A 15854-nucleotide genomic window follows, 5' to 3' on the forward strand; every position below is an offset into this window, starting at 1 on the left:
ATGGACGCCATCCCACGGCCGGCCGCGCTGGCGCTGCGTTCGCTCAGCCTGGCCTATTTCGTGCAAGCCACCGGCGCGCTGTCGGTGGTGGGCAGCCTGGCGGCGATCGCCGGTGAATGGGGCCTGAGCGAAACGCAGGCGGCGCTGCTGATCACCGTGTTTGGCGTCACCTTCGCGGTCAGCGCGCCGCTGTTGCAGGTGGCGCTGGGACATCTGCCGCGCCGGCGCCAGGTGCTGGCCGGCCTGTCGGTGTTCAGCGTGGCGGCGCTGCTGTTCGCGCTGGCGCCGGGCTATGGCACGCTGTTGTCGGCGCGGGTGGTGATGGGACTGGGCGCGGCGCTGATCGGCCCGGTGCTGGGTGCGCTGGCGGCCGGGCTGGTCGAGCAGAAGCAGCAGGGCAGCGCGATCGCCACGGTGCTGCTGGGCCTGAGCCTGGCCGGGCTGGTCGGCATGCCGCTGGCGGCCTGGGTGGCGGCCGCCTGGGGCGCGCGGCCGCTGTTCCTGCTGATCGGCGCGGCGGCGGCCGGCGTCGCCCTGCTGATCCGCGCCACCGTGCCGGCGCAGCCTGGCGGCCAGGCCATCACGCTGGTCACGCTGTGGCGCGTGCTGACCGACGCCGTGCTGCTGCCGGCGTTTCTGGTGGTGTTCTTCATTGCCGCCGGCGTGTACGCGACGTATGCCTTCATCGCGCCCATCATCCGCGACGTGTTCCATGGCAGCGCGCACATCGTGTCGGCCGGACTGGCGGTGCTGGGCGTGGCGGGCGTGTTGGGCAACCTGTTCGTGGTGCGGGCGGCGCGCCGCTACAGCGCCAACGCCATGCTGCTGACGGGCATGGCGCTGCTGGCGGCCGACCTGCTGCTGTTGATGGTCAGTCCGCACAACATGGCGGTGCTGTTTGCGGCGCTGCTGTTCTGGGCCTTTGCCACCGACATCGTCTGGCCGTCGCAGCAGCGCCGCATCGTCGAGTTGTCGGGCGAGCTGCGCGGCGTGGCGCTGGCGCTGACCGCGTCGTTCGTGTTCTCCGGCATCGCGCTCGGTTCGGCGGCGGCCGGCCTGCTGTATGCGCATGGTTACGTCTACAACCTGCTCGGCTCGCTGCTGTTCCTGCTGCTGGCCCGCATCAGCCTTAAATAACCCGGGGTCAGGTCCGTCATTTCTACACGAGCACGACCTTACATGGTTGAGCTCGTGTAGAAATGACGGACCTGACCCCGGAGTTTTTTAATGCGCTTTGGCGCGGATTTTGGCGACGTCGCGTTCGGAGACGCTGTCGGCGCTGTTGGTCCAGCCCTGGCGCAGGAAGGTCGCCAGCGCGGCGGCTTCGGCGTCGCTGAGGCGGCGCGAGAAGCCTGGCATCACCAGGATCGACGGCGCCTTGTCGGTCGACGGCGTGCGCGCGCCGTGCAGGATGACGTTCACCAGCGCGGTCGGATTGTCGGCATTGATCACGGTCGCGCCATCCAGTTCAGGGAATACGCGGCTGGCGCCCTTGCCGTTCACAAAGTGACAGGCCGCGCAGTTGTCCAGGTACAGGCGCTCACCCAGGCTCAGGTTGACGGCGGCGGTCAGCTTGCGCGCCGTTTCTTCCTTGCCCTGCGGCTTGACGGCAGGACCGCGCGGCGGCACCGGCGACAACGTCTTCAGGTAGGCCGCCACCGCTTGCAGATCGCCGTCCTGCAGATGCGCGGTGCTGTGCTCGACCACGGCGGTCATCTCGCCCGCCACCGCCGAACCCTGATTACGCCCGGTTTGCAGGTAGTCGACGATCTGCGCTTCGCTCCAGCGCGGCAGGCCGCGCAGCGATGGCACTGGCCAGTCGTTCAGCTCGCCACCGGCCAGGAACTTGTCTTGGCCGCTGTTGCTGGCTTTTTCGTTCATCGCGAAGCCGCGCGGCGTGTGGCAGCTGGAGCAGTGGCCCAGGCCTTCCACCAGATACGCGCCCTGCTTGACCTTGTCGCTCCAGCCGGCTTGCGCCACGAACGGCTTGGTGTCGGCGAAGAAGTAATTCCACACGCCCATGCCCCAGCGCATATTGAACGGGAAACTCATCTTGGTGGCCGGCGGATCGAAGGTCGACGCTTTCACGCCCGACTGGAAGAACGCATACAGCGCCTTGATGTCGGCATCGTTGACCTTGGCGTAGCTGGTGTACGGCATGGCCGGATACAGGTGCGTGCCATCGGCGCGTACGCCCTTGCGCACGGCGTCGGCAAACTGCTGCTCGGTGTACGCACCGATGCCGTGCTGCTTGTCCGGCGTGATGTTGCTCGAATAGATGATGCCGTGGCCGCTGTCGATGGCCAGGCCGCCGGCAAACGCCGGCTTGCCGGCCGCGCTGTGGCAGGCGATGCAGTCGCCGGCGCGCGCCAGGTATTCGCCGCGTTGAATCAGCGTCTGATCCGTGGCGGCGTGGGTAGCGGCGCCGGCCAGCGCCAGCACTGCCGTGGTGAGGAATTGCGTCAGTTTGTTCATCATACGTGCACCAGCGGGCCAGGGTTTTTCAGGTAGTGGTTCTTGATCGCTTCGGCCGCGAACAACGTGATGGCGCCGATGGTCGCGGTCGGATTGGCCTGGAAGTTCTGCGGGAAAGCGTTACCGCCCGGTACGAACACGTTGTGCACGTCCCACGATTGCAGGTAGCGGTTCAGCGCCGAGTCGCGCGGCGAATCGCCCATGATGGCGCCGCCCACGTTGTGGGTCGACACGTACTTGGTGATGTCCCAGTGCGAATCGAGCGCCAGGAAGTTTTCGCTGATCGAATCCGGCCCCAGTTCCTTGGCGATGCCGAGCACGATGTCGCGCAGGTGGCGTTGCAGCTTGAGTTCGTTCTGGCGCCAGTCGAAGGTCATGCGCAGCAGCGGCTGGCCCCATGGATCCTTGTAGTTCGGGTCCAGGTCCAGGTGGTGGCCGCGGTACGACATGCAGGTGGTGGTGATACCGATCTTCATCGAGCGGCCATACCAGTCGACCATGCCTTCCTTCCAGCCCTTGCCCCAGCCTGGCGTGCCCTTCGGCAGCGAGGTGCCGATCGGCGCGCCGGTGGCCTGCGAGCTGTGGATCTTGGCGCCGCCGATGAAGCCGAGCGAGGCGCCGTCAAAGTTGCCGGGCGAGATGTCGTTGAACATTTCACCGGTGGCGCCGGCGGTGGCGAACGGGTTGAAGTGCTTGTCTTTGAAGAACAAGGTGGCGTCGCCGTTGCTCAGGAAGGCGTAGTTGCGGCCGATGGTGCCGGTCTCGGTCAGCGGGTTGTACACCTGGCCAATGCCCGACAACAGCATCAGGCGCACGTTGGCGAACTGGAAGCTGGACAGGATGACGATGCCGGCCGGCTGGAACACTTCGCGCTTGTTTTCGTCGATGTAGGTGACGCCCCTGGCGGTCTTCTTGTCGTCGTGCAGGTCAACGCGGATGACGTTGGCGTTGGTGCGCATGCTGAAGTTCGGCATGCGCTTGACCACGTCCAGGATCGCCGTCTGCGGCGAGGCCTTCGAGTAGTTCAGGCACGGGTACTTGGAGCAGTAGCCGCAGTAGTTGCACGGCGCCAGCTGCGCGCCGTATGGATTGGTCCACGCCTGCGACACGTTGGCCGACGGATTCGGGAACGGATGGTAGCCCATCTTCTTGGCGGTCGCCGCGAACAGCGAGCTGTTGTAGGTGTCGTGCAGCGCCGGCAGCGGATACGGGCTGGAGCGCGGACCTTCGAACGGATCGCCGCCCGGCTGGATCACGCCCTTCAGGTTGCCGGTGGTGCCGGACAGGCCGCAGATCTTGTCGAACTTGTCGTAGAACGGCTCGATCTCGTCCCAGGTGAACGGGAAGTCCTTGATGCGCATGTCCGGATCGAGGATGCCGCGCTTGTAGGCGTGGTCGGCGTAGGTCTTGAGCTTGATGTCGGTGGTGGTCGGGCGGATCAGCACGCCGGTCCAGTGCAGGCCGGAGCCGCCGACGCCGGTGCCCGGTGCGAAGGCGCCCCATTTACGGGTTGGCAGCGCGGTTTCGGCGTCGTTGTAGCGCACCGTCAGCGCGGCGTCGCGCGGGGTGGCGAACACCTTGTTCTTGATCGCATAGGCGTACTGGTCGGCTGGTTTCGGGTAGGCGAAATCTTCCGGCGGACGGTCCGGGCCGCGTTCCAGCGCGCGCACTTTCAGGCCGGCTTGCGCCAGTTCGATGGCCATGATGGAGCCGGCCCAACCGAGGCCGACGATGACGACGTCTACTTCGTCGTTAGTAATGTTTGGCATTTTTAACTTTCTTCTTTTTAGGCACGCTTGCCGCTGACGCTGACCGGACCCAGGGGATATTTCACGTTGTGCTGGTCGACCCATTCCGTGTACGCCGCGCGGGCGCCGGGGAAGCCGATCGCGACCCAGGCCTTCATGTCCTTGTTGCCGCCGTACATAGGGTCGGCCAGGTAGCCGTTCTTGGCGTCGCCCAGCATCTGGTTGAAGAACGACGACGCCTTCAGGCCCGGCTCACCGAGGTCGGCAAACACGATCTCGTTCTTTTGCAGCGCGGTCAGCAGCGCGTCCTTGTCGGCCGCCGCCAGTTGTTCGAACGGCTTGCCGTGCTTCTGCTGCGCGGCCTGCTGCGCCAGCTTGATGCCGGTGCGGTAGGCCTGCTGCGGCGTGAAGGTGCCCTGGAAGCCCAGCGTCGGCGCGGCGTCGGCCTTGTGCGGGCCGGCCATGTAGACGTCGTCGCCCAGGCCGTTGTGCAGCTGCTGGTCGATGAACACCGGCACATTGGTTTCCAGCGCGCCCGGACCGCGGCCCTCGGCCGGGATCAGGCGGTCGCAGGCCGCCAGGATGAATTGCCATTCCGGCGCCGTGAAGAACACCGGCTGGTACTGGCTGAGTTCGACGCCTTCAAGGCCGTCGGCGCGCGCCTGGCGCACCAGCGGAATCGATGCGAGAGGGACGGCCGCTGCGGTCGCCATGAGAATAGTCCGTCGCGAGGGACTGAATTTGCCTGTGGACATAGGTAGCGTATGTAGTGAGAGTGAAGAGGATGCACCCGGCGGCAGACCCTGCGGCGGGCGGAAAAACCTGATTGAAACTTGATCTGGAGCAAAAACTGAAGCCAGTTTAAAACAGTTTTATTACACAGTCAAACTATACATTTGTGAATTTATGGCCTGACCACGAAACAAATTGGTCAGACCAATTTCGGCGGGACTATAACAGGAATGTAGCGCGAATGACAGCGCCCGGACACCTCCAAGAAGGAGGATGTCCGGGCGCGCGGGTGAAGCGGGGAGCGGTTTAGCGGGCGGTGACGGTGACCGGGACAGTGACCTGGGCGCTGGCGCCGTTGCCGTCGGTGGCCACCACTTTCAGCGGGTAGCTGCCGGTTTGCGGCGAGGCCCAGCTGGCGACGATCTGCATGCCGCTGACCTGGAACGACATGCCCAGCGGTGCGCCGCTGATGCTGACCGAGACCGATTTGCTGGTGGCGTCGCTGATGCTGATGGTGCCGCTCAACGCGCGGCCGGCGACGCCGGTGATGGCCGATGCCTTGATCACCGGTCCGCCGCCGGTGGCGGTTCCGGTCGTACCTGTGCCGGTCGTGCCGGTGGTCGTGGTGCTGGCCGCGGCGATCACGACGGTGTACACGCCCTGCCCGCTCAGGCCGGTCTTGCTGTCCTTGGCGGTGACGGTCACGCTATAGGTGCCGGCCACCGGCGCCGCCCAGCTGACCACGCCGGCGCTGCTGATGGCCATACCAGACGGCGCACCCGTCAGCGTGTAGCTGACCGCGTTGCTGGCGGTGACCGACACGGTGAAGCTCAAGGCGGTGCCGGCCTTGCCGCTGATGCTGGCGGACGTGACCACCGGCGCCGTCTGCACGGTCAGGCCCGACAGGGTCGACAGCAGCGCGGTGGCGTTCGGCGTGCCGAGGCCGGTGGCCTGGTCGTAGCCGACTTCGCCGCTGCAGGCGCTGCAGCTGCCGTGGCTGCCCTTGGTGATGTCGGCAAACACGCTGGCGTAAGTGCCGGCCACGGTGGAGATGTTGGTGTACAGCGCCGCGTGCGGCGCCGCCAGCACGGCCTTGCCGTTGACGGCGCGCAGCGCGTTGGCGACGGCGATCAGGCCGGCCCACTGCGGCGTCGCCAGGCTGGTGCCGCCGACGCTGGTCCATTTGACGGTGCTGCCGCCGGAGGCGATCACCGCGACGTACTGGCCGCTGTTCGGATCGGCGTTGAAGGCGACGTCGGCCACGGTGCGGCGCGCGGCCGTGCCCATGCCCGGCACCGCCGTGCTCTGGTAGCTCGGCGTCGCCACATACTGGCTGACGCCGCCGCCGGTGCTGGACCACACCACTTCCGAACGGGTGCCGCCGGTGTAGGTCAGCGTGGTGCCGCCCACCGCCAGCACCTTCGGCGAGACCGATGGCCAGGCCACGCCGGCGCCGGAGTCACCGGTGGCGGCCAGGTAGGTCATGTTGGCGGCCGAGAACACGCTGTCGGCCGAGCTGGTGCCGCTGCTTTCGCTGCCGCCAAAGCTCATCGACACGATGCCGGCGCCCAGGTTGTTGGCCAGGCGCACGCCGCCCAGCAGATTGTCATAGCTGGAGCTGGCCGTTTCGATCAGCACGATGCGCGCCAGCGGCGCGGTGGCGTGCGCCCACTGCACGTCCAGCGCGATCTCGGTGGCCCAGCCGGAATCGTAGCTCGGGGCCGAACTGGTCATCGCGCCGGCGGCGGTGCTGTACACCACCGACAGTTCGCAGGCGGTCGACGACGCGGTGGCCAGCGGCAAACTGGCGTTGGTGGCGATGGCCTTGGTGGTGCAGGCCGGCAGGCCGAACTTGGTGTTGAAGGCCGACAGTTCGGCCGCCACGTTCGGGTTGTGCTGGGCGTCGACGATGTAGATGGTCTGGCCGGCGCCAAGTTGGGCGGCCTGGGCCGTGGTCAGGCCGGTGAAGCTGGCCGGCAGCGTCGGCAGGCCGTAGGCGGCGCGGATCTGCGCCGGCGTGTAGGTGGCGACCGTGGTGGTGGTGGCCAGCGGCGTGGCCGCCGAGGTGTCGGCATCGGCCGTGCTGTCGGCGCTGCGCAGCGCCTGCACCTGGCGCAGTGCGTCCACCGTCAGGCGGCGCGAGTCGAGGCGGCGGAAGGCGGTCGGCACGGTCTGCGTGTGCACGCTGGACGGCGCCGCGTCACCCGGCGCGGCGTCGGCTGGCACATCCAGCAGCACCGGCGCCATGTGGAACGACGGCTGCGCGAACTGCTGCGCATCGGCCGGCGCCAGGCTGCCCGGGTCCAGCGTCAGGATCGTGGAAGCGGTCGCCAGCGGCGCGGCGCTCTGCGCCTGCGCGGTGTCGGCCGTGCTGTCGGTGCTGCCGCCGCAGGCGCTCAACAGCGCGGCGATGCAGGTCAGGGGCAACGCCCAGAGGCGCTTGTTTTGGAGGAAATCTTGCATGGCAATCTCTCGGGATCGGGAAAAGAAGTGGCCAGCAAATACTATCAAATTTCCACACGGAAATGTCTTACCTGTTGGTCAGGAACGACCGAAAATCGCGTAAATTCACGTAAAGAGCGCGCTTTTGTTGCCTTCCTCATCATGTTGCCCAGCAAGCAGGAAGTCTCGCAACAGCCGCGCGCTGGGGCCGATACGCTGCGAATGGACCAGGTAGATTTCCAGCGCGGCCGTCTCGACGTCGGGCAGCACGCGCACCAGTTCGCCCGATCCCAGCAAGGAAGCCGCATCATAGGCCGGCAGGCGCGCGATGCCCTCGCCGGCCAGCACGAACGCCAGCCGCGACGCCGCGCTGTCGGTCACCACGTCGCCGCGCACCGGAACCTGCACTTCCTGGCCATCGACGCGCACCGTCATGCCGCGCTGGCTGGGCGGATACACCACCCAGCGATGCTGCTCCAGCTCGGCGACCGAGGTTGGCGTCCGGTAGCGCCGCAGATAGGCCGGCGAGGCGCACAGCATGGTCGGTTCGCGCACCAGCCGCCGCGCCACCAGCGACGAATCGGCCAGCGGCCCGGCGCGCACCGCCAGCTCGATACCCTGCTGTACCAGGTCGACATTGGCGTCGTTCATCGACACGTGCAGGCGGATGGCGGGATAGCGCCGCCGGAACTCCAGCAGCCCCGGCAGGATGCGCTTGCTGCCGAAGTGGTGCGAGCAGGTGATGCGCACTTCGCCGCGCGGCTCGGCGCGCAGCAGCTCCATGCCGCGGATGCCGTCGTTGGCCTCGTCCAGCAGCCGCTCGCAATGGACGCGGAAGGCTTCGCCGGCGGGCGTCAGGCTGAAGCTGCGCGTGCTGCGCTGGGCCAGCGGCACACCCAGCTTGACCTCCAGCGCGCGGATGTGGTGGCTGACCACGGCGCGCGTCAGTCCCAGCGAACGGGCGGCGGCGGCAAAGCTGCCGCTGCGCACCACCGTGGCAAACACCGCCATGGCGCGCAATTCATCGAGTATCGGGGCCGGATCGCTCATGATTGTATTAATTTGTTTGACATTGCGTCATCCTAGCAGTATCTACCCGGCCCTGCCAGATGCTCCTATAGTTATCTCAACCCGCACCGTTATGCGGATTCTTAACCAAGCAAGGAGCTCGCCATGACTACCAAACACGTACTGTTTATTTTGACAAACGCTGCCGAAATCGGCCCGAACAAACGCGCCACCGGCTATTTCTTCCCTGAAGTCGCCCACCCATACGAAGTGTTCGACCACGCCGGCGTGGCCGTTGAATACGCTTCGCTGCTGGGCGGCGCCATCCCGGAAGACGGCTACGACGCCAACGATCCTTCGCAACTGGCCTTCCGCAACAGCGCAGCCATTCGCCGCCTGAACCACAGCCGCAAGCTGTCGGAAGTGGATGTGCGCGACTACGACGCCATCTTCTTCCCCGGCGGCCTGGGCCCGATGGTCGACATCGCCAACAATCCGCAGGTGCAGTCCGCCGTGCTGCAAGCCTGGAACGCCGGCAAGATCGTCGCCGCCGTCTGCCACGGCCCTGCCGCGCTGCTGGGCGTCAAGCTGGAAGACGGCACGCCGCTGGTCTACGGCCGCAAGCTGACTTCGTTCTCCAATGACGAGGAAGCCGGCTACGCCCAGGCCGACGTGCCCTTCAACCTGGAAACCGCGCTGCGCGCCGAAGGCGCCCAGTTCGAGGCGACCGATGTGTGGCAGGAAAAAGTGGTGGTGGACGGCCGTCTGATGACCGGCCAGAACCCGGCCTCGGGCGGCGCGCTGGCGAAGGAAATCGTCAAGGCCCTGCAAGGAGCACAGCAATGAGCGCCGGCGTGATCACCGTGGTTGCCCGCTGGCAGCCGGTCGATGGCAAGCTCGGCGACGTGCTGGCGATCGTGGCGGAAATGCGTCCGAAATCGCTGGCCGAGCCAGGCTGCCTCGGTTACGAAGCCTACCGTGGCGTCGACTCGCCGCACAGCCTGCTGCTGCTGGAACACTACCGCGACGAAGCAGCACTGGAAGCGCACAAGCAGTCCGAGCACTACCAGTCGCTGGTCGTGGGCCGCGCCCTGCCGCTGCTGGCGGATCGCCAGGTCGAGGTACTGCTGCCACGCTAAGTCGCGTCCCTGTCCAAGCCTGCACGCATGTGGTACTTTGTTGCGCAGCAAAGCAAAGACAGGGAAACGATGAAGCTGACCTTGGTGGTACTGGATGGGGTGCAGGCGCTGGACGTGGCCGGCCCCCTCGACGTCTTCACGGAGGCCAACCGCTTCCTGGCGAAGAAGGATCACTACGACATCACGCTGGTCGGCGAACGGCCGGACGGCGTGATGTGCTCCAGCGGCATGGAGTTCAAGGTCCACCACGATTACCCGAATTACCACGTCGACGCCGAACTGCTGCTGGTGGCCGGCGGTCCGCGCTTTCCCGAATACCGTCCCGCAGCGGCGCTGTCCGCCTGGCTGAGCCAGCGCGCCCACGGTGCGCGCCGCGTCGGCGCCGTATGCAACGGCGTGTTCCTGCTGGGGCATGCCGGCCTGCTGACCGGCCGCGAAATCACTACCCACTGGGACCATGCGGAACGGCTGTCGGGCCAGTTCCCGCAATCGAACGTCCGGCCGGACAAGATCTTCGTCCGCGATGGCAACCTGTTTACCTGCGGCGGCGTCACCGCCGGCATCGACCTGTGCCTGGCGCTGATCGCCGAGGACTGGGGCCACGACCTGGCCATGAAAGTCGCCAAACAGTTGATCGTCTACATCCGGCGCGACGGCGGGCAATCGCAGTACAGCCCGTATCTGGCGGTGGGGCCGGACGAGGATTCGCTAGTGGCGCGCGTGCTGAAGTATGTGACCGACCATATCAGCGACGACCTGACCATCGAGGATATCGCCGACGCGGTGGGCGTCAGCCGCCGCACCTTCTCGCGCGCGTTTGCCAAGCATGCGCAGGTGACGCCGTCGGTGTTTGTCGACCAGGTGCGCATCGACTTCGCGCGCAAGCTGCTGGAAGAGACCGATGTGCCCTTGAAAACCATCGCCTTCCGCTGCGGCTTCGACAACGCCACGCGCATGCGCATGATCTTTTCGCGCCAGTTGCAAACCACGCCGAAACAATACCGCGAGCGCTTTCGGGACAAGCAGTAGCGTTTTTGGGCCACGCCGCGCACGGCGGCACGGCTGGGGCGCAGAATTTCTGCATTCACTCATTCAAGGAGTCAGCATGGAATCCGTCTCTTCCGGCGCCGCCGTTGTTGCGCGCCCACTTCCCTCGGTGCGCTATCTGCCGGTCAGCCTGTTTGGCGCGGTCATGAGCGTGGCCGGCCTGGCGCTGGCGTGGCGTCTTGCCAGCAGCAACTACGGCGCCGATATCGCCATCTCGCGCGCCATCGGCGTGATGGCGCTGCTGCTGTTTGCGGTGCTGGCAGTGGCTTATGTCGCCAAGCTGGTCAAGTATCCGCAGCTGGTGAAGCAGGAGTTTGCGCATCCGGTGATCGGCAGCTTCTTCGGCACGATAGGCATCAGCATCCTGCTGCTGTCGAGCGTGATCGGCAGCTACAGCGCGGCCGCGCAATTGGTCGTGTGGAGCATCGGCACGGCGGCCACGCTGGCGTTGAGCTTCATCATGATTTCGCGGTTGCTGAATGGCAGCGCCGCACCGGCCAGCGTGGCGCCGGCATGGCTGATTGCCGGCGTGGGCAGCCTGGACATCGTTGTCACCGGCGGCGCGCTGCCGGCGGCGTGGACGCACGAAATCAATCTGCTGGCGGCAGCGGTGGGCGGCGTCAGCGCCGTCGTGTTCTTCGTGCTGATCTTTTCGCGGCTGATTCATCAGGAACCGCTGGCGGCGCCGATGCGGCCGTCGAAGATGATCCTGATGGCGCCATTCGCGGTTGGCTTTATCGCCTACGTCAACCTGGTGCGGACGGTCGACATGTTTGCGGCGCTGCTGTTCTACTTCGGCCTGTTCCTGTTCGTGGTCATCGCCTGGCGACTGGTGCGGCGGCCGGCGCCGTTTTCGCCGGCATGGTGGGCGATCGGCTTTCCACTGGCGGCACTGGCCAGCGCCGCGCAGATGTATGCGAACGCAGTCGGCGGCACAGGCCTGGCCTTGATCGCCTTCCTGCTGCTGGTGCTGTTGACGGTGGCCGTGCTCGCACTGGCGGCGCGCACGCTGCACGCGCTGTTCACCGGCCGCCTTCTCACCGCCTGAAGGAGCCGCCATGAACACACAACTCAAGCTGGGCCAGAATCTCGACGACTACGAAGATTTCTACAACATGCTGACCGACTCGCACCATGACCTCGACGATGGCCAGAGCAGAATGCTGGATGCCGAACTGGTGCTGCTGCTCGCCAACCACATCGGCGACCTGAACGTCCTGCGCCAGGCCTTCGCACTGGCCCGCGTGAACGTGGAGCGAGCATTACCGGCCAAGTAGCTTCGCTTTCTAGGTCGATTGCGGTAGTGCGTTGAACACATTACCTGCCGCATCTATTTGATACGGTACACGAATATCGGCTCCGAAAAAGTCGGTTGTATTCCTTGTGATAAGAAGTCGGGCGTGAACATTTGCGGTAGCACGGATAATTGCATCGGGCAGTTTCAGCCGACGCTTGGGACGTTGATTTATTGTTTGATAACGTATCGAGACTGTCTCCGTTGCGATAGCGTCCGAAACCGGCAAAATAACCAGCCCGGCCTCACTGATAGCCTCCTTTACGACTGGCCGCAGATCTGGAGGAACACCCGTCATGACTTCAATCCAGCTGACTAAGCTTATTGCAGAATCGCCAAAATATTCAAGCTCCAGCAGGGCTTCTACCCGACCAGCGAGGTAATCAATCACAATATTGGTGTCGAAGAGAACTGCGGTCATTCCGCGCGCTGCTCTATTTGGAAGACGAGGCCATCCTGTGGAGAGTCAGAACGTCCCTGCAATATACCGAATGCTTTTCCCAACGCCTGTTTGCGCTGTTCTTGAGGAACAAGCTTGGTTTTCGCCTCGAAAGCGGTCGCTACAAGCGAGATTTTCATGCGGCGCTTTTTCTCTTTCGTCACCGGTGCAGACCGCACTTCGATCAGCGTGATCTTTTCAAGATTCGCCAGCTCACCTGCCGGAACCTCCACAACCAGTTGACGCATTGTGATCTCCTCGCAATCTCGTTAACGATACCTCAGAGTGAGTTCAGTGTATCTCATTTAATCAGATCACAACGTTGGAAATGTCGCTGATATGTTCGCGTAGTTGCGAAGCGTCTTGCTTTGGTGGGCGGCCGAACAGCCGCGCATACTCGCGGCTGAATTGCGAGGGGCTTTCGTAGCCGACGGCGTAGGCGGTACGGGTGGCGTCCATGTCGGAGGCCAGCAGGCGCCGCGCCGCTTGCAGTCGCAGCGTTTTCTGGTATTGCAGCGGACTGGTCGAGGTGGCCTCGCGGAAGTGGCGGTTGAACGAGGACACGCTCATGCCCGCGATCTCGGCCACCGTCTCGATCGGGAACGATTCGTCGAAGTGATGCCGCATCCAGTCGATCGCGCGCCGCACCTGCGCCAGCCGCCCCTCTTCCCGCCCGATCTGCCGCAACAGCGGCCCGTGCGGACTTTGCAGCAGGCGATAGAGCAACTCACGCTCGCGCGCTGCGGCGAGGATGGGAATGTCTTCCGGCGTGTCGAGCAGCGCCAGCAGATGGTCCCACGCCTCCAGCACGGCGCGCGACACCGTGCCGATGTGGAAGCCCAACGCGGACTTGTCCGGCGGCGCCTCCGGCATGTCGGCAATTAACGAAGTGAACACCTCGTGGTTCAGCGTCAGTCCGGTGCCGAGGTAGGGCTTGTCGCCGTCCATTTCGAACACGCACAAGGTGGTCGGCAAATCGATCAGCGAGGCGTAGCAGCCGCCCGCGCCGTAGCGCAGCATCTTCTTCCCCACCATCATCTGCTTGGCGCCTTGCAGCACCAGGCAGACGCCGGCGCCCACCGCCGTCATCGTCGGTTCCGGATTGCGGAAAGCGCCGATCGCCAGCCGGGGAATCGCGGTTTCCATGTGCTGTTCATCCATGTGGCGCAGCACCCGGCGGCACATCTGGTCAATTAAGTCGTCCATCGCTCCAGTGTACAGGTTTGAGCGGATCAGGCAAGAAATTGACCAGTTTTGGCGAGCGATGGGCAAGCTGGAAGCGTATCTTGGGCAAGGTGGGCGCGCCGATCGCGCGCTCCCCTTTGACCTACAGGAGAACTACATCATGAAAATTTTCGGCGCAACATCAACCACCGACGAAGTACTGGACGGCATCAACCTGCGCGGCAAGCGCGTTTTCATTACCGGCGTTTCGGCCGGACTGGGCGTGGAAACCGCCCGCGCACTGGTGGCGCACGGCGCCGACGTCATCGGCACCGTGCGTGATCTCGACAAGGCGCACGTCAACACGAAAGTGGTGCGCGACGCGGCCGCGCAAAGCGGCGGCAGTGTCGAGATTATCCACATGGACCTGGCCGACCTGGCGTCGGTACGCAAGGTCAGCGACGCGATGGCCGCAGCCAACCAGCCCTTCGACCTGGTGGTGGCCAACGCCGGCGTCATGGCCACGCCGTTCGAGCACACCAAGGACGGCTTCGAAAGCCAGTTCGGCACCAATGTGCTGGGCCACTTCGTGCTGGCCAACCGCCTGGCGCCGCTGATGCGCGACGGTGCGCGGCTGATCCTGCTGTCCTCCAACGGCCACCGCTTCGCCGATGTCGACCTGGACGATCCGAACTTCGCACACACGCCTTACGACCCGTGGCTTGCCTACGGCCGCTCCAAGACCGGCGACGCGCTGCTGGCGGTGGCGTTCGATGCGCGCCATCGCCATCGCGGCGTGCGCGCGGCCAGCATCCATCCCGGCGTGATCCTGACTGAACTCGTACGCAATATGGACCCGGCCGACTTCCAGGCAGCTTTCACGTCGATGAACGAACAGCATCTGGCGCTGGGCTTCCCGCCATTCGAGGTAAAGACCGTCGCGCAAGGCGCGGCGACCACGCTGTGGGCCGGCATTACCGCCGATGCGGAAACGATAGGCGGCAAATACTGCGAGGACTGCCATGTCGGCGAGATCCTGGCGGACGATGCGGCGGTCAGCGCCTTCAGCGCCGGCGTGCGTCCCTATGCAATCGACCCGGTGCGTGCCGATGCACTATGGGCCAGGGCCGAAGAACTGGTGGGCGAGCGTTTCTAAAGGTTGCCCAGCAGGGTGAAGCCGGCCCAGTAGAACGGATGACCGTGCGAGGCAGCCGGCGCCGGCGCATCAAGCGCCTTCAGGCCGCGCGCCGGACCGGCGGCAGCGGCGCGCGCGATCTGCTTCAACTGCGCCTGCCGCAACGCCTCCGGCTTGCTGACGCCGCGTCCCAGCGCCTGGTAGAAGTCGGCCATCAGCGTCGCGGTGGAACGGTCGGACACGCGCCACAGGCTGGCCAGCACGTAACGCGCACCACGTTCGCGCGCCAGCCAGGCCAGGCCGGCCAGTTCGCGGCCGGTGGCGTCCACGCCGGCCGGCACCGCTGTCTCGCAGGCCGACAGGGTAAGCAGGTCCAGCCCGGTGAAACGGAAGCGCTCCTGCGCCAGCTCGGCCAGGCTCAGACGCTGGCCATTCCCCAGCAACAGATAGGAACCGTCGTCACGTCCCGAACGCAGCACGAAGTGGCTGGCGATGTGGACCATGCTGGCCTGTTGCAACCCGCGCTCCAGCGCAGCGGCGGTAAAGCTGCCGTCCAAGTAAGTCTGGCTCGGAATGCGGCCGGCGCGCTCGGTGGCGCTGACCGCCTGCAACTCGCGCGCCACATAGGGCAAGGCCGGCAGTTCGTCACTGGCCTGGCTCTGGCCGAACAACGCCACCGACGGCGGCCGCGATGGCACGCTGGCCGCCGCCGGCGTGGCGTCGGTATCGGCGCCGCCGGCCACCTGCATCGGCAGGCGCTGCACCAGCCACTGGCGACCGTCGTGCAGCATGGCGAACGGCAGGTAGCGCAGCACGCCGTTGAGCGACAGCGTCAGGCTGCATGCTTGCGACAGCTCGTGCGCCACAGGCTTGAGCAGTTGCGCGTACAGGCGCTGCGCCTGCGGGCGCGGATCTTTACCGGGATCTTGCGCCAGCCGGCGCAGCAATGCGATCTCGCGCGCCAGCGTGGCTTCGTCGATATCCAGCGTGACCACGCGGGCGACGCGGTCATGCTGGACTACGATGCGCAGCCGCCGCTCGCTCACCAGATACGTCAGTTGCAGGCGGCCCGGTGGCAGCGCGGCGCGCTGTACCGCGGCCGGCTCCGCAACGGCGTTCGCGTGCGTAGCGACGTCCTGCGGCGCCGCCGGCGTGCTCCATGCCGTCGTGGCCTGGTCCAGCAGGCGGCTGATGTCGGCCTGCGCCGCCGCCAGTTCCGCCGCACCGCCGG

16 protein-coding genes are annotated in these 15854 nt (G+C 65.6%); 7 read left to right on the forward strand and 9 right to left on the reverse strand.

The window, feature by feature from the left end; translation table 11 throughout:
* On the forward strand, positions 1-1137 hold the full coding sequence (locus tag GJ695_RS25700) for an MFS transporter (RefSeq protein ID WP_154369845.1): 1137 nt from the start codon (positions 1-3) through the stop codon (positions 1135-1137).
* Positions 1138-1224: 87 nt separating this feature from the next.
* On the opposite strand, the gene GJ695_RS25705 is transcribed toward GJ695_RS25700, so the two are convergent.
* The 5 genes from GJ695_RS25705 to GJ695_RS25725 form a co-directional block, all read right to left on the reverse strand.
* Positions 1225-2478, reverse strand: coding sequence for a c-type cytochrome (locus tag GJ695_RS25705; RefSeq protein WP_229260648.1), 1254 nt, complete (start codon positions 2476-2478; stop codon positions 1225-1227).
* Positions 2475-4244, reverse strand: coding sequence for a GMC family oxidoreductase (locus tag GJ695_RS25710; RefSeq protein ID WP_154369848.1), 1770 nt, complete (start codon positions 4242-4244; stop codon positions 2475-2477). The genes GJ695_RS25705 and GJ695_RS25710 overlap by 4 nt, the downstream gene beginning before the upstream one ends.
* A 17-nt stretch (positions 4245-4261) precedes the next feature.
* On the reverse strand, positions 4262-4936 hold the full coding sequence (locus tag GJ695_RS25715) for a gluconate 2-dehydrogenase subunit 3 family protein (protein ID WP_371866605.1): 675 nt from the start codon (positions 4934-4936) through the stop codon (positions 4262-4264).
* Between the two features lie 325 nt (positions 4937-5261).
* Positions 5262-7418, reverse strand: coding sequence for a S53 family peptidase (locus GJ695_RS25720; RefSeq protein ID WP_154369851.1), 2157 nt, complete (start codon positions 7416-7418; stop codon positions 5262-5264).
* A 105-nt stretch (positions 7419-7523) separates the two neighbouring features.
* The gene (locus GJ695_RS25725) at positions 7524-8447 is read right to left on the reverse strand and encodes a LysR family transcriptional regulator (protein ID WP_154369854.1); all 924 of its coding nucleotides are present in this window, start codon (positions 8445-8447) and stop codon (positions 7524-7526) included.
* 123 nt (positions 8448-8570) lie between these two features.
* Here GJ695_RS25725 and GJ695_RS25730 point away from each other — a divergent pair, with 123 nt between their 5' ends.
* From GJ695_RS25730 to GJ695_RS25750, 5 genes are all read left to right on the forward strand, one after another.
* Positions 8571-9251 carry a type 1 glutamine amidotransferase domain-containing protein gene (locus GJ695_RS25730; protein WP_154369856.1) on the forward strand — a complete coding sequence of 227 codons (681 nt, stop codon included), beginning with the start codon at positions 8571-8573 and terminating at the stop codon, positions 9249-9251.
* The gene (locus GJ695_RS25735) at positions 9248-9544 is read left to right on the forward strand and encodes a putative quinol monooxygenase (RefSeq protein WP_154369858.1); all 297 of its coding nucleotides are present in this window, start codon (positions 9248-9250) and stop codon (positions 9542-9544) included. The genes GJ695_RS25730 and GJ695_RS25735 overlap by 4 nt, the downstream gene beginning before the upstream one ends.
* Before the next feature lie 69 nt (positions 9545-9613).
* Positions 9614-10573 carry a GlxA family transcriptional regulator gene (locus GJ695_RS25740; protein ID WP_154369859.1) on the forward strand — a complete coding sequence of 320 codons (960 nt, stop codon included), beginning with the start codon at positions 9614-9616 and terminating at the stop codon, positions 10571-10573.
* A gap of 76 nt (positions 10574-10649) precedes the next feature.
* Complete coding sequence (locus tag GJ695_RS25745; protein WP_154369861.1) at positions 10650-11639, forward strand: SLAC1 family transporter; 990 nt, start codon at positions 10650-10652, stop codon at positions 11637-11639.
* 10 nt (positions 11640-11649) lie between these two features.
* Complete coding sequence (locus tag GJ695_RS25750) at positions 11650-11868, forward strand: DUF2783 domain-containing protein (protein ID WP_154369863.1); 219 nt, start codon at positions 11650-11652, stop codon at positions 11866-11868.
* Positions 11869-11877: 9 nt separating this feature from the next.
* Here GJ695_RS25750 and GJ695_RS25755 read toward each other — a convergent pair whose 3' ends face one another.
* The 3 genes from GJ695_RS25755 to GJ695_RS25765 all read right to left on the reverse strand — a co-directional run bounded on the left by GJ695_RS25755 (position 11878) and on the right by GJ695_RS25765 (position 13530).
* Positions 11878-12306 carry a PIN domain-containing protein gene (locus GJ695_RS25755; protein ID WP_154369865.1) on the reverse strand — a complete coding sequence of 143 codons (429 nt, stop codon included), beginning with the start codon at positions 12304-12306 and terminating at the stop codon, positions 11878-11880.
* A complete protein-coding gene (locus GJ695_RS25760) occupies positions 12303-12572 on the reverse strand; it encodes a hypothetical protein (protein WP_154369867.1) in 270 nt (89 codons plus the stop codon). The genes GJ695_RS25755 and GJ695_RS25760 overlap by 4 nt, the downstream gene beginning before the upstream one ends.
* A gap of 61 nt (positions 12573-12633) precedes the next feature.
* A complete protein-coding gene (locus GJ695_RS25765; RefSeq protein ID WP_154369868.1) occupies positions 12634-13530 on the reverse strand; it encodes an AraC family transcriptional regulator in 897 nt (298 codons plus the stop codon).
* A 139-nt stretch (positions 13531-13669) separates the two neighbouring features.
* On the opposite strand from GJ695_RS25765, the gene GJ695_RS25770 reads away from it, so the two are divergent.
* On the forward strand, positions 13670-14644 hold the full coding sequence (locus tag GJ695_RS25770) for an SDR family NAD(P)-dependent oxidoreductase (RefSeq protein WP_154369870.1): 975 nt from the start codon (positions 13670-13672) through the stop codon (positions 14642-14644).
* Here the strand turns inward: GJ695_RS25770 and GJ695_RS25775 are convergent.
* On the reverse strand, positions 14641-15854 hold a 1214-nt coding region (locus GJ695_RS25775; RefSeq protein ID WP_154369872.1), incomplete at its 5' end, for a CHAT domain-containing protein. The two genes, GJ695_RS25770 and GJ695_RS25775, sit on opposite strands and share 4 nt — an antisense overlap.

The sequence above is a fragment of the Duganella alba genome (assembly GCF_009674495.1).
GTDB lineage: Bacteria > Pseudomonadota > Gammaproteobacteria > Burkholderiales > Burkholderiaceae_D > Rugamonas > Rugamonas alba.

Coding starts and splice junctions, on each gene's coding strand:
- GJ695_RS25710 (WP_154369848.1), bottom strand. CDS start 4,244: ATGCCAAACATTACTAACGACGAAGTAGACGTCGTCATCGTCGGCCTC.
- GJ695_RS25705 (WP_229260648.1), bottom strand. CDS start 2,478: ATGATGAACAAACTGACGCAATTCCTCACCACGGCAGTGCTGGCGCTG.
- GJ695_RS25735 (WP_154369858.1), top strand. CDS start 9,248: ATGAGCGCCGGCGTGATCACCGTGGTTGCCCGCTGGCAGCCGGTCGAT.
- GJ695_RS25750 (WP_154369863.1), top strand. CDS start 11,650: ATGAACACACAACTCAAGCTGGGCCAGAATCTCGACGACTACGAAGAT.
- GJ695_RS25765 (WP_154369868.1), bottom strand. CDS start 13,530: ATGGACGACTTAATTGACCAGATGTGCCGCCGGGTGCTGCGCCACATG.
- GJ695_RS25720 (WP_154369851.1), bottom strand. CDS start 7,418: ATGCAAGATTTCCTCCAAAACAAGCGCCTCTGGGCGTTGCCCCTGACC.
- GJ695_RS25725 (WP_154369854.1), bottom strand. CDS start 8,447: ATGAGCGATCCGGCCCCGATACTCGATGAATTGCGCGCCATGGCGGTG.
- GJ695_RS25760 (WP_154369867.1), bottom strand. CDS start 12,572: ATGCGTCAACTGGTTGTGGAGGTTCCGGCAGGTGAGCTGGCGAATCTT.
- GJ695_RS25730 (WP_154369856.1), top strand. CDS start 8,571: ATGACTACCAAACACGTACTGTTTATTTTGACAAACGCTGCCGAAATC.
- GJ695_RS25770 (WP_154369870.1), top strand. CDS start 13,670: ATGAAAATTTTCGGCGCAACATCAACCACCGACGAAGTACTGGACGGC.
- GJ695_RS25745 (WP_154369861.1), top strand. CDS start 10,650: ATGGAATCCGTCTCTTCCGGCGCCGCCGTTGTTGCGCGCCCACTTCCC.
- GJ695_RS25755 (WP_154369865.1), bottom strand. CDS start 12,306: ATGACCGCAGTTCTCTTCGACACCAATATTGTGATTGATTACCTCGCT.
- GJ695_RS25740 (WP_154369859.1), top strand. CDS start 9,614: ATGAAGCTGACCTTGGTGGTACTGGATGGGGTGCAGGCGCTGGACGTG.
- GJ695_RS25700 (WP_154369845.1), top strand. CDS start 1: ATGGACGCCATCCCACGGCCGGCCGCGCTGGCGCTGCGTTCGCTCAGC.
- GJ695_RS25715 (WP_371866605.1), bottom strand. CDS start 4,936: ATGGCGACCGCAGCGGCCGTCCCTCTCGCATCGATTCCGCTGGTGCGC.